The following is a 12128-nucleotide window of genomic DNA, read 5'->3' as shown; positions in this document are numbered from 1 at the left end:
CTGAGGCCGGAAGGGGATGGCGGAAGCGGATGAGGCCGCGGGCCGCAAAACGCCGCGGCGAGGCGCGGCGTTTGACATGATGAGGAGCAAGGAGGAAGAACGATGCTGACGATTGCGATGCCAAAAGGGCGCATTTTCGACGAAGCGCTTGAGCTTCTCCGCCAGGCCGATTACCGGCTGCCGCCGGAGTTTGAAGAGTCGCGCAAGCTTGTGATCGAGGTGGCGGAGGAGCAGCTGCGCTTTATTTTGGCGAAACCGATGGATGTCGTCACATATGTGGAGCATGGGGTCGCCGATTTGGGCATTGCCGGCAAGGATGTGTTAATGGAAGAAGAGCGGAACGTATACGAGCTATTGGATTTGCAAATCAGCCGCTGCCATTTGGCGGTGGCCGGGCTGCCGGATGGGAAGATGAACGAAATCGCGCCGCGGGTGGCGACGAAATACCCCAATATTGCGTCGACGTATTTTCGCGAACAAGGTGAGCAAGTGGAAATCATCCGTTTGAACGGATCGATTGAGCTCGCCCCGCTCATTGGACTCGCCGACCGGATCGTCGATATTGTTTCGACCGGACAGACGCTCCGGGAAAACGGGCTGGTTGAACTGGAGCGCATCGCCGAGGTGACATCGCGCCTTATCGTCAATCCGGCGAGCTACCGGCTGAATGGCGGGATGATTGAACGGTTGGTCGACCGGTTGGCGGCGGTGATCCCGCAGCCGTAGGAAAAAAAGTGCGACGGAGCGGAACGTGGTTTCCCACGGATGGTTTGGTGAAGGCTCGACTTGGCGTTGCCAACTGGAGAAGCGGCGTTCGCCACGCCGAAGCGATGGCCAGTGGATGAAAATCGATGGCGACACAGAAAGGGGAGCGAACGATGAAAATCGAACGGGTGCAAGGCAGCGTGTCGCTAAGGCGGACGATTGAAAGCGGAACGGAGGAGCAGCGGCGTGCGGTGCTTGATATCATCGCCGCCGTGCGCGCCCGCGGCGATGAAGCGCTGAAAGAATACACGGAACGGTTTGACGGCGTCCGGTTGGATGCGCTCAAGGTGACGGAAGCGGAACTGGAGCGGGCGCATGCGGCGATGGACGCGGACATGCTTCAGATCATTCGCGAAGCGGCGGCCAACATTCGCGACTACCACAAACGGCAAAAACGCGAATCATGGTGGATGACGAACGAAGACGGGACGATTCTCGGGCAAAAAGTGACGCCGCTTGATGCGGTCGGGTTGTACGTGCCGGGGGGGACGGCCGCCTACCCGTCATCGGTGCTCATGAACGTCATTCCCGCGCAAGTGGCGGGGGTGAAGCGGATTGTCATCACCTCGCCGCCGAATGAAGACGGCACGCTGCCGGACGGCGTGTTGGCGGCGGCGTATGAACTTGGGGTGACCGAAATTTACAAAGTCGGCGGCGCGCAGGCGATCGCCGCATTGGCGTATGGGACGGAAACGATCCGGCCGGTCGATAAAATTTTCGGGCCGGGCAATATTTATGTCGCGTTGGCGAAGCGGGAAGTGTTCGGGCATGTGGCGATCGACATGATCGCCGGGCCGAGCGAAATTGTCGTGCTCGCCGATGAAACGGCGCGCCCGGATGAGATTGCCGCCGATTTGTTGTCACAGGCTGAACATGACGCGCGGGCGTCGGCCATTTTGCTGACGCCGTCGATGAAGCTGGCGCTTTCGGTGGCGAGCGAAATCGAACGGCAGCTCGAGACGCTGCCGCGCCGCGACATCGCCCGGGCGGCGCTTGAGAAGTATGGCGCCATTTATGTGACCGAGACGCTTGAGGAAGCGGTCGAGGCAGTGAACGAGCTGGCGCCGGAGCATTTGGAAGTGATGACGGCCGAACCGCTCGCCTTGCTCGGCCGGCTCCGCCATGCGGGGGCGATGTTTTTCGGCCGCTTCAGCTCCGAACCGGTCGGCGACTATTTCGCCGGGCCGAACCACGTGCTGCCGACGAACGGGACGGCAAGGTTTTCAAGCGGCTTGAGCGTCGATGAGTTTGTGAAAAAATCAAGCGTGATCGTTTACAGTGAAGCGGCATTGACACAACATGGCGAAAACATCGCCGCCTTCGCCCGCCTCGAGGGGCTGGAGGCGCACGCGCGCGCCGTTGAGATGCGGCTGAAGAAAGGGGAATGAACGATGGCAAGGGAAGCGACGATCGCGAGGACGACGAACGAGACGAGCATTGAGCTGCGTTTGGCGATTGACGGCGAAGGAAAAGCCGAACTGGAAACGGGCGTGCCGTTTTTGACCCATATGCTCGATTTGTTTGCGAAGCACGGCCAGTTCGATTTGCGCATTGCCGCCAAAGGCGACACGCACATTGACGACCACCATACGACGGAAGACATCGGCATTTGCCTCGGGCAGGCGATCAAAGAGGCGCTTGGCGACAAAAAGGGGATCAAGCGGTATGGCAATGCGTTTGTGCCGATGGATGACGCCTTGGCCCAAGTGGTGATCGACTTGAGCAACCGTCCGCATTTTGAGTTTCGCGGCGAGTTTCCGTCAGCGAAAGTCGGTGCGTTCGATGTCGAACTCGTCCATGAGTTTTTATGGAAGCTGGCGCTTGAGGCGCGCATGAATTTGCACGTCATCGTCCATTACGGACGCAATACGCACCATATGATCGAGGCGGTGTTTAAGGCGCTCGGGCGGGCGCTCGATGAAGCGACGATGATCGACCCGCGCGTCAAAGGCGTCCCATCGACGAAAGGGATGCTGTAAAGTCCATGGGCGCCGGGAGCGGCGAAAGCGGGATGGCCCGCCGTCCCACGGGGCGGCGGCTTGACGAATTCGCGCGCCGGCGAAATCGGCGCGCCCATTGGCGGGAACATGATGGCAATGAAAAGGGTGGGATGACGATGATCGGCATCATCGATTATGGCATGGGCAACTTATACAGCGTCCGCAAAGCGCTTGAGCGGCTCGGCTGCCCGTATATCGTCAGCGGCGACCAAGGCGAATTGCGGCGGGCGGATGGGCTTCTTTTGCCTGGGGTCGGCTCGTTTCGCGACGCGATGCACATTTTGAACGAGACAGGCCTCGCCGATTTCATTCGTGAAGCGGCCCGGGGCGGCACGCCGCTGCTCGGCATTTGTTTAGGGATGCAGCTGTTGTTTGACGAAAGTGAGGAAAACGGGCCGACCGAAGGGCTTGGCTTGCTGCGCGGCCGCGTCGTCCGCTTTTCGGGCGTCACGAAAACGGGCGAACGGTATAAAGTGCCGCATATGGGCTGGAACCGGCTCCGTTTTCATCGCCCGTCGCCGCTTCTGCATGGCGTTAGGGAAGGGCACGTGTATTTTGTTCATTCGTATTACGTCGTTCCGGGCGATGAGGACGTCGTGTTGGCAAGCAGCGAGTATGACGTGGACGTCCCGGCGGTTGTCGGGCGCGGCAACGTATGGGGTGCGCAGTTTCACCCGGAAAAAAGCGGCGCGGTCGGCATGAGCATATTGCGCAACTATGTCGGCATTGTCGCGGGAAGGGGGAATGGCTGATGGCGGCGTTTACGGTGTATCCGGCGATCGATATGCGCGGCGGCAAATGCGTCCGCCTGCTGCAAGGCGATTACAACAAAGAAACGGTGTACGGCGACTCGCCGGTGGCGATGGCCGAGCAGTTTGCGGCCCAAGGGGCGAAGTGGATTCATATGGTCGATTTGGACGGGGCGAAAGAAGGGCGGCGGGTGAACGACCGGTTTGTCATTGAGGCGGCCCGTTTGGGCGTCAACGTGCAAGTCGGCGGCGGCATCCGCACGGAAGCCGATGTCGCCTACTATTTGGAACATGGCGTCGCCCGCGTCATTTTGGGAAGCGCGGCGATTTCCGACCCGCCGTTTGTGAAACAGATGTTGAAAACATACGGCCGCCGCATCGTGATCGGCATTGACGCCCGCGACGGCTTCGTGGCGACGGAAGGATGGCTTTCGACGTCGAACGTGAAAGCGGAAGAACTTGGGCAAATGCTCGCCGAGGCCGGGGCGGAGACGTTTATTTTCACCGATATTGCGACCGACGGCACGCTGTCGGGTCCGAACATCGCCGCTTCCGTCCGTCTCGCCGCGGCGACGGGAAAAGAAGTGATCGCCTCTGGCGGCGTCAGCTCGCTTGACGATTTGCGCGCGCTCTGCGAATATGCCGGACAAGGCATCGGCGGGGCGATCGTCGGCAAGGCGCTTTATACGAACCAGTTTACGCTTGCGGAAGCGTTAAAGGCGGTGAGCGGGCGATGATCACGAAACGCATCATCCCGTGCCTTGACGTGAAAGACGGCCGCGTCGTGAAAGGGGTGCAGTTTGTCCAGCTGCGCGATGCCGGCGACCCGGTCGAGCTTGCGAAGGCGTACGATGAACAAGGGGCGGACGAGCTCGTGTTTTTGGACATTTCCGCTTCCCACGAAGGGCGGAAAACGATGGTCGATGTCGTCGAGCGCGTCGCTGCCGAGCTGGCGATTCCGTTTACGGTCGGCGGCGGCATCCACTCGCTTGACGACATGAAGCGCATGTTGCGCGCCGGCGCCGATAAAGTGTCGCTCAACACCGCTGCGGTGCTCCATCCGTCATTGGTGACCGAAGGGGCGGACTTTTTCGGTTCGCAATGCATCGTCGTTGCCATTGACGCGAAATACGATGAAACGATTGGCTCCTGGCGCGTCTATACGCACGGCGGCCGCAACGCGACCGAGTGGGAAGTGGTCGCTTGGGCGCAGGAAGCGGTCCGTTTGGGCGCCGGGGAGATTTTGCTGACGAGCATGGATGCCGATGGCGGCAAAAACGGCTTTGACATTGCCTTGACGCGGCGGGTGAGCGAAGCGGTGTCGGTTCCGGTCATCGCCTCAGGCGGCGCCGGCAAGGCGGAGCATTTTCTCGAAGCGTTTGTGGAAGGGAAAGCAGACGCGGCGCTCGCGGCCTCCATTTTCCACTACAAAGAGACGTCGGTCGGGCAAGTGAAAGCGTACTTAAAAGAAAAAGGGGTGAACGTGCGGTGACAGCGGACATCCGGTTTGACGGCAACGGGCTTGTGCCTGCGATCGTTCAAGATGCGCAAAGCAAAGAAGTGCTCACGCTTGCTTATATGAATAAAGAGTCGCTCAAAAAAACACTCGAGACGGGGGAAACGTGGTTTTACAGCCGCTCGCGCCAAGAGTTGTGGCATAAAGGGGCGACGTCCGGGAACGTGCAGCGCGTTGTCGACATCCGCTACGACTGCGATGCCGACGCGCTGCTCGTGCTCGTTGAGCCGGCCGGTCCGGCGTGCCATACGGGGGCGTACTCGTGCTTTTCCCGCTCGCTTGACGGCGCGGCGCGCACGCCGGCGGCCGACCGGTTTGCGATTTTGAACGAGCTGGAGCGGATCATCGCCAAGCGCGACGCCGAACGGCCGGAAGGGGCGTACACGACGTATTTGTTTGAAAAAGGCGTCGACAAAATCTTGAAAAAAGTCGGCGAAGAAGCGGCGGAAGTCATCATCGCGGCAAAAAACCGGAGCCATGACGAGCTGAAATGGGAAGCGGCGGATTTGTTGTACCATTTGCTTGTTTTGCTGCGCGAACAAAAGCTGCCGCTTGACGCCGTGCTTGCGACGCTTGCCGAGCGGCACGCGCAAAAAACGGAAGCGGCGGAACAACCCCAATCGTAAGCTGATGGGCGGCGAAGGCCTGCTCACGGGAACGATTGGAAACGGAGAAATGGGAAAACGGGATGCCCGCCACTCAGGCTGCGGGGCTCGTGGCTCGCGTGAGCGAACCGCGGAGGCAGCCGGAGGGTGGGGCATCCTTTTTTGACGTCTCCGAAGCTTGGCGGACGGCGATGGTGCGGCTGCCATCTTTTTTGGCCGAGTTTTGTTGTCTGTTTCAGCGGCCAATATGATATACTGTTGTTCGACGAATTTTACGGACGACGGAGGACAGAATGGGAAAACAACTGAAGCGATCATCACGAAAGGCGACGATTGTACCGTTTATCCAGAACGGAGAGTATTTTTTCAAAAAAGGGATGAAAGCATACGAGCGGGGCGATTTGCATAAGGCGAGAAAATATTTCGAGCGCGCCGTCCGTTTGGATGAGCGCGATGCGTCGTTTGCCCTGCAGCTGGCGCTTGTATTGTCCGAGCTTGGCGAATACCAGTTTTCGAACCAATGGCTGTTCAAAATTATTCATGATCTCGACGAAACGATGGACGACTGTTTGTATTTTTTGGCGAACAATTTCGCCTGTCTCGGTTTGTTCCGTGAGGCAGGACAATATGCGGAACAGTATTTGGCGCATGAGCCGGACGGGGAGTTTGCTGACGATGCGGCCGATTTGTTGGAACTGCTCAAGCTCGACCGGCATGATGTCAGCGAGGAGCAAGAACAGCTGATCACCATGCAGGAGCGGGCCCGGTATTTGCTTGAGCAGGAGCAGTTTGCGGAGGCGATCGAGGCGTTAGAGGCGATCGTTTCCCGGTACCCGGAATTTTGGTCGGCGCACAACAACTTGGCGCTTGCCTATTTTTACAGCGGGGACGTTGAAAAGGCGAAACAGAAGCTGTTGGATGTGCTGAAGCGCGACCCCGGCAACTTGCATGCGCTTTGCAATGCGCTCGTCTTCGCCTATTATTTGCACGACCAAGAACAGGTCGCCGCTCTTTGCGAGACGTTGGCGGCTCTTTACCCGCTTTTCCGCGAGCACCAATACAAGCTCGGGGCCACCTTTGCCCTTGTCGGGCGGTTCGACTCGGCGTTTCGCTGGTTGTATCGCCTGTATAAGAACGGTTTTGAGGGCGACGGGCCGTTTTATTACTGGCTCGCTTACGCCGCGTACTATACCGGGCACGAATCGTTGGCGCGGCAAGTGTGGGAAACGCTCACCGCCCTTCACCCGGAAAAGCGCGGCGAAGAGCCGTGGACTGCCCCTATGCTGTTGGATGAAACAATTCTCCACATTGTTCAGCTGTTTGAAGGGGAGGAGCTTGTCGACCGGCTATACGGGCTGTATTTGTTCAGCCGTTCGAAGCAAGCGGAGGAGCAGGCGCTGTCGTTGGCCGTCTCCCGCTTGCTGCCGGCTGATCCGCGCTTGCGTCCGTTCATCGACTCGTTTTTATTTGGCTTAACCGCCGGCTCGTCCGCCCAGGCGGCGAATATCGGCCGCATGGTCGATGCCCTTTCGGCAAATAATGAGGAAAAGGAGGCGCTTTGCCGCTTTGCGTTCGCGACTGCCGTCCATCCGTTGGCCGAGGGCGAACGGTTTGCGAACGGAGCGGCGTGGGCGGCCGCGATTGAATACGTTTGGCGCCAGCGGCAAGGGGAACATGTGACGCAAAAAGCGCTGGCCGCCAAATACGGCGTTTCCGTGACGACGGTGCAAAAGTACGTGCGAAAAGTGCGTCGGCTATGGCCGTGAGCAAATCAATAGACGCCGTGCGCCGACTTTTATACGATGGAGATGGAATCATTTTGGAGCGAAGGAGTGGACGTTGTGGCGGACGAGAAAATTTATGACGTGATTATTGCCGGGGCCGGGCCGGCAGGGCTGACGGCGGCTGTCTATACATCGCGCGCCAATTTGTCGACCTTGATGATCGAGCGCGGCGTCCCGGGCGGGCAGATGGTGAATACCGAAGAAGTGGAAAACTATCCGGGCTTTGAGACGATTTTAGGACCCGAATTAGCCACCAAAATGTTTGAACATGCGAAAAAGTTTGGGGCGGAATACGCTTACGGCGATGTGAAAGAAATCATCGATGGCGAGGCGTACAAAACGGTCATCGTCGGCGACAAAGAGTACAAGGCCCGCGCGGTCATCATCGCCACCGGAGCCGAATACAAAAAGCTCGGCGTGCCGGGGGAAGCGGAGCTCGGCGGCCGCGGCGTTTCGTACTGCGCCGTATGCGACGGGGCGTTTTTTAAAGGAAAAGAGTTGGTTGTTGTCGGCGGCGGCGACTCGGCGGTCGAAGAAGGGGTGTATTTGACGCGCTTTGCCAATAAAGTGACGATCGTTCACCGCCGCGACCAGCTGCGGGCGCAAAAAATTTTGCAAGACCGGGCGTTTGCCAACGAGAAAATCGATTTCATCTGGAACCATACAGTGAAACAAATCAATGAAAAGGACGGAAAAGTCGGCAGTGTGACGCTTGTGCATACGCAAACAGGGGAAGAGCGTGAATTCCCGTGCGACGGCGTCTTCATTTACATCGGGATGGTGCCGCTCTCGAAACCGTTTGCGAGCCTTGGCATTACAAACGAAAACGGCTATATTGTGACGAACGAGCAGATGGAAACGAAAGTGCCGGGCATTTTCGCCGCCGGCGATGTGCGCGAAAAAACGCTCCGGCAAATCGTCACGGCGACCGGCGACGGCAGCATCGCCGCCCAAAGCGCCCAACATTATGTTGAAGAACTGAAAGAAAAATTAAATACGCAAGGGGTCAGCTAAGCCGGTAACCAAACCGCAACCGAACCGTAATGGTTATTTAATCCAGATGTAACATGAATGCAATAAAGATTTTGTATGCTATAGATAAGTAATTGACCCCCTTTTATATAGACCTTTTATGGAGCGGCGCGGGCGTTTGTCCGCGCCTTTTTTTTGATGACTGCCGCGCGACGGCGGTTTTGTTTCCAACGGTTTGTAGGTTGGAGCGGCTTAACTATTTATGGTAAAATGAAGATGACGATGGCTAGGTTTGGGCCATGTTTGGGGTGAACGAATTGCAACGGGTAACGAATTGCGTACTATATAAAGACGGCCGGGTGCTGCTTTTGCAAAAGCCAAAACGCGGGTGGTGGGTCGCCCCGGGCGGCAAAATGGAGCCCGGAGAGACGGTGCGCGAAGCTTGCATTCGCGAATACCGGGAAGAGACGGGCATTTATTTAAAAAATCCGGAGTTGAAAGGCGTTTTTACGATCGTGATGAAAAATGGGGATGAAACGGTGTCGGAGTGGATGATGTTTACGTTTTTCGCCGACGACTTCATCGGCGAAAACGTGCCGTCTTCCGAAGAAGGGACACTCGCCTGGCATGAGGTTGAGACGCTTTCGACGCTGCCGATGGCCCCTGGCGACTACCATATTTTAGACTACGCTTTAAAAGGCCGAGGAATCTTGTACGGAGCATTTGTGTATACGGAGGAATTTGAGCTGCTTTCGTATCGCCTTGATCCGAGTTAACGGAGAGGAGAGAAGAAGATGGGGCAAAACGGGACGGTGCAGCCGATCCAGCTCGTCATTATTACCGGCATGTCCGGGGCGGGGAAAACGGTGGCGATCCAAAGTTTTGAAGACCTCGGTTTTTTTTGCGTTGACAATTTGCCGCCGACGTTGTTGCCAAAGTTTTTGGAGCTGGTGAAAGAGTCCGGGAATAAAATGAATAAAGTCGCGCTCGTCATGGACTTGCGCAGCCGCGACTTTTTTGACCATTTGTTCGCGGCGCTCGACGAATTGTCCGAGCAGGCATGGATTGTGCCGCAAATTTTGTTTTTAGACGCGCAAGACTCCACGCTTGTTGCGCGCTACAAAGAAACGCGTCGGACGCACCCGCTCGCGCCGAACGAGCCGCCGCTTGAAGGGATTCGCCTGGAGCGGAAACTGCTCGAGGAGATTAAAGGGCGGGCGCAAATCATTTACGATACGACCGGACTTAAGCCGCGCGAACTGCGGGAAAAAATCGTCCGCCAGTTTTCGTCGCACACCCAGTCCGGGTTTACAGTCAACGTCATGTCGTTCGGCTTTAAGTACGGCATTCCGATTGATGCTGATTTAGTGTTTGATGTCCGCTTCTTGCCGAATCCGCATTATATTGAGCATATGCGCCCGAAAACCGGACTGGATGACGAAGTATCATCGTATGTGTTAAAATGGGGAGAAACACAAAAATTTTTAGAAAAGTTGCTTGACTTGTTGACGTTTATGTTGCCGTATTACCAGCGCGAGGGGAAAAGCCAGCTGGTGATCGCCATCGGCTGCACGGGCGGGCAACACCGCTCGGTGGCGCTGGCGGAGTATATCGCCCGCCATTTTTCCGCTGATTACAAAACGGCTGTCTCGCACCGGGACATGGAGAGGAGAAAGGAAGCGCATCGATGAGAGACGAACAAGCAGCAAAAATCGTCGTCATCGGCGGCGGCACCGGGTTGCCCGTCTTGTTGCGGGGGCTTAAGCAATATGAGCTCGACTTGACTGCCATTGTCACCGTCGCCGATGACGGGGGGAGTTCCGGGCGGCTGCGGGATGAGCTGCGCATCCCGCCGCCCGGGGATGTACGCAATGTGCTCGCCGCGCTGTCTGATGTCGAACCGCTCATTGTCGAGCTGTTTCAGCATCGGTTTCAAAACGGCAACGGCTTATCCGGCCATTCGCTTGGCAACTTGATTTTGGCGGCGCTCACATCGATCACCGGCGATTTTGTGAAAGCGATTCGCGAGATGAGCAAAGTATTGAACGTGCACGGTCAAGTGTTGCCGGCAGCGAACAAAAGCGTCGTGTTGCATGCGGAAATGGAAGATGGTTCCATTGTTTCTGGCGAGTCCAAAATTCCGAATGCGGGCAAAAAAATTAAGAGGGTGTTTTTAACCCCGGAAGATATTGAACCGCTGCCGGAAACGATTGCCGCCATCCGCCGAGCCGATTTGATCGTCATCGGGCCGGGAAGCCTATATACGAGCATTTTGCCGAATTTGCTCGTGCCGAAAATCGGGCAGGAAGTATGCAAGGCGAAGGCGAAAAAAATCTATATATGCAACATTATGACCCAAGCCGGCGAGACGCCGCACTATACGGTGAGCGACCATGTGAAGGCGCTTCACCGCCATCTTGGCGGTCCGTTTTTGGATGCGGTGATCGTCAACAGCGGGGCGATTCCGGAAGTCATCCGCCGCCGTTACGAGGAGGAGCGGGCCGAACCGGTGCGGGACGACAGCAGCGGACTCAGCGTCCAAGTCATTCACGACGACATTGTTACGTATGAAGATGGGGTCATTCGTCATAATACAGCGAAAGTCGCCGCCCTTCTTCTCGGGCTGCTTCCCCGCCGCTAGGCAGGCGCCGGGCGGTCAGGCATGGTTATGAAGCGCCGGAATGAGGCGGCAAGTGGCCGCACCGAGGTTTTGGGACATCTCCAACCGGCCGATGCGGGGAACGAATGGAGGTGGAGCGATCGTGTCTTTTGCGTCAGAAACGAAAAAAGAACTGACCCATTTAGAAGTCAAGCGTTGTTGCCTGCGGGCGGAGCTGTCGGCGCTATTGCGCATGAACGGTTCGCTGTCGTTTTCCGGAGGGCGGATGACGGTCGATGTTCAGACGGAAAACGCAGCGATCGCCCGGCGTATTTATACATTGTTGAAAAAAGGGTATGATGTCGCCGTTGAGCTGTTTGTCCGCAAAAAAATGCGTTTAAAGAAAAATAACGTGTATATCGTCCGTATTACCGACGGTGCCGCCCCGTTGCTGCGCGAGCTTCATATTTGGAACGGCGATTTTTCGTTCGTCCACGATATTTCTCCGGAGCTCATCAAGAAAAAGTGTTGCAAGCGCTCGTATTTGCGCGGCGCCTTTTTGGCGGGCGGTTCGGTCAACAATCCGGAGACGTCCTCGTACCATTTGGAGATTTTTTCGCTGTACGAGGAACATAATCGGTCGTTATGTGAATTAATGAACAGTCACTTTTTTTTAAATGCGAAAACGTTGGAACGGAAAAAGGGGTTTATTACGTATTTAAAAGAGGCGGAAAAAATTGCGGAGTTTTTGAACATCATCGGCGCCCATCAGGCGCTGCTCCGCTTTGAAGACATTCGCATCGTCCGCGACATGCGCAATTCGGTCAACCGGCTTGTCAACTGTGAAACCGCCAATTTAAACAAGACGATCGGTGCCGCGCTCCGCCAAGTGGAAAACATTCGCTACATCGATGAAACGATCGGTCTGGATTCATTGCCGGCGAAACTGCGGGAAATTGCCAGGCTCCGCATCGAGCATCAAGATGTCACGTTAAAGGAACTCGGCGAGATGGTCACCGGTGGAAAAATCAGCAAATCTGGCATCAACCACCGCCTGCGCAAAATCGACGAAATCGCCGAACGGCTGCGGGCCGGAAAGCCGGTCGATTTCCACAAATCGCTGTAAAGGGGGGAGATG

At 56.8% G+C, this 12128-nt stretch carries 13 protein-coding genes; all 13 read left to right on the top strand.

The features are described from left to right. The first annotated feature begins 102 nt into the window (after positions 1-102). The 13 genes from hisG to whiA all read left to right on the top strand — a co-directional run bounded on the left by hisG (position 103) and on the right by whiA (position 12116). The gene (gene hisG, locus ACTVDO_RS10970; protein WP_020961209.1) at positions 103-726 is read left to right on the top strand and encodes an ATP phosphoribosyltransferase; all 624 of its coding nucleotides are present in this window, start codon (positions 103-105) and stop codon (positions 724-726) included. A 152-nt stretch (positions 727-878) separates the two neighbouring features. After that, a complete protein-coding gene (gene hisD / locus ACTVDO_RS10965) occupies positions 879-2153 on the top strand; it encodes a histidinol dehydrogenase (RefSeq protein ID WP_442901554.1) in 1275 nt (424 codons plus the stop codon). Positions 2154-2156: 3 nt separating this feature from the next. After that, positions 2157-2744 (top strand): imidazoleglycerol-phosphate dehydratase HisB, encoded by a 588-nt coding sequence (gene hisB, locus ACTVDO_RS10960; RefSeq protein WP_020961207.1) that lies wholly within the window; start codon positions 2157-2159, stop codon positions 2742-2744. A gap of 131 nt (positions 2745-2875) precedes the next feature. Further along, positions 2876-3517 (top strand): imidazole glycerol phosphate synthase subunit HisH, encoded by a 642-nt coding sequence (gene hisH / locus ACTVDO_RS10955; RefSeq protein WP_041268006.1) that lies wholly within the window; start codon positions 2876-2878, stop codon positions 3515-3517. Continuing rightward, the gene (gene hisA, locus ACTVDO_RS10950) at positions 3517-4251 is read left to right on the top strand and encodes a 1-(5-phosphoribosyl)-5-[(5-phosphoribosylamino)methylideneamino]imidazole-4-carboxamide isomerase (protein WP_020961205.1); all 735 of its coding nucleotides are present in this window, start codon (positions 3517-3519) and stop codon (positions 4249-4251) included. Before hisH ends, hisA begins: the two co-directional genes overlap by 1 nt. After that, complete coding sequence (hisF, locus tag ACTVDO_RS10945; RefSeq protein ID WP_020961204.1) at positions 4248-5006, top strand: imidazole glycerol phosphate synthase subunit HisF; 759 nt, start codon at positions 4248-4250, stop codon at positions 5004-5006. Before hisA ends, hisF begins: the two co-directional genes overlap by 4 nt. Continuing rightward, positions 5003-5656 (top strand): bifunctional phosphoribosyl-AMP cyclohydrolase/phosphoribosyl-ATP diphosphatase HisIE, encoded by a 654-nt coding sequence (gene hisIE / locus ACTVDO_RS10940; protein ID WP_020961203.1) that lies wholly within the window; start codon positions 5003-5005, stop codon positions 5654-5656. The genes hisF and hisIE overlap by 4 nt, the downstream gene beginning before the upstream one ends. Before the next feature lie 272 nt (positions 5657-5928). After that, positions 5929-7401, top strand: a complete 1473-nt coding sequence (locus tag ACTVDO_RS10935; protein ID WP_442901505.1) for a tetratricopeptide repeat protein — start codon at positions 5929-5931, stop codon at positions 7399-7401. A 75-nt stretch (positions 7402-7476) separates the two neighbouring features. Beyond that, positions 7477-8433 (top strand): thioredoxin-disulfide reductase, encoded by a 957-nt coding sequence (gene trxB, locus ACTVDO_RS10930; protein WP_442901504.1) that lies wholly within the window; start codon positions 7477-7479, stop codon positions 8431-8433. Positions 8434-8690: 257 nt separating this feature from the next. Further along, complete coding sequence (locus tag ACTVDO_RS10925) at positions 8691-9167, top strand: NUDIX hydrolase (protein WP_442901503.1); 477 nt, start codon at positions 8691-8693, stop codon at positions 9165-9167. A gap of 18 nt (positions 9168-9185) precedes the next feature. Continuing rightward, entirely contained in the window at positions 9186-10082 is an 897-nt protein-coding gene (gene rapZ, locus ACTVDO_RS10920) for an RNase adapter RapZ (RefSeq protein WP_020961199.1), read from the top strand. Next, positions 10079-11032 (top strand): gluconeogenesis factor YvcK family protein, encoded by a 954-nt coding sequence (locus ACTVDO_RS10915; protein ID WP_020961198.1) that lies wholly within the window; start codon positions 10079-10081, stop codon positions 11030-11032. The genes rapZ and ACTVDO_RS10915 overlap by 4 nt, the downstream gene beginning before the upstream one ends. 121 nt (positions 11033-11153) lie before the next feature. Next, complete coding sequence (whiA, locus tag ACTVDO_RS10910) at positions 11154-12116, top strand: DNA-binding protein WhiA (RefSeq protein ID WP_020961197.1); 963 nt, start codon at positions 11154-11156, stop codon at positions 12114-12116. Positions 12117-12128 lie beyond the last annotated feature (12 nt).

The organism is Geobacillus sp. BK01 (assembly GCF_052220245.1).
Classification (GTDB): Bacteria; Bacillota; Bacilli; order Bacillales; family Anoxybacillaceae; genus Geobacillus.
Note: the sequence above shows the minus strand (reverse complement) of the source record. Positions and strands in the feature narration are given on the sequence as shown.

What these genes read in the sequence shown, in the direction of transcription:
- hisG (WP_020961209.1), top strand. Translation starts at nt 103, where the DNA reads ATGCTGACGATTGCGATGCCAAAAGGGCGCATTTTCGACGAAGCGCTT.
- hisD (WP_442901554.1), top strand. Translation starts at nt 879, where the DNA reads ATGAAAATCGAACGGGTGCAAGGCAGCGTGTCGCTAAGGCGGACGATT.
- hisB (WP_020961207.1), top strand. Translation starts at nt 2,157, where the DNA reads ATGGCAAGGGAAGCGACGATCGCGAGGACGACGAACGAGACGAGCATT.
- hisH (WP_041268006.1), top strand. Translation starts at nt 2,876, where the DNA reads ATGACGATGATCGGCATCATCGATTATGGCATGGGCAACTTATACAGC.
- hisA (WP_020961205.1), top strand. Translation starts at nt 3,517, where the DNA reads ATGGCGGCGTTTACGGTGTATCCGGCGATCGATATGCGCGGCGGCAAA.
- hisF (WP_020961204.1), top strand. Translation starts at nt 4,248, where the DNA reads ATGATCACGAAACGCATCATCCCGTGCCTTGACGTGAAAGACGGCCGC.
- ACTVDO_RS10935 (WP_442901505.1), top strand. Translation starts at nt 5,929, where the DNA reads ATGGGAAAACAACTGAAGCGATCATCACGAAAGGCGACGATTGTACCG.
- ACTVDO_RS10925 (WP_442901503.1), top strand. Translation starts at nt 8,691, where the DNA reads ATGTTTGGGGTGAACGAATTGCAACGGGTAACGAATTGCGTACTATAT.
- rapZ (WP_020961199.1), top strand. Translation starts at nt 9,186, where the DNA reads ATGGGGCAAAACGGGACGGTGCAGCCGATCCAGCTCGTCATTATTACC.
- ACTVDO_RS10915 (WP_020961198.1), top strand. Translation starts at nt 10,079, where the DNA reads ATGAGAGACGAACAAGCAGCAAAAATCGTCGTCATCGGCGGCGGCACC.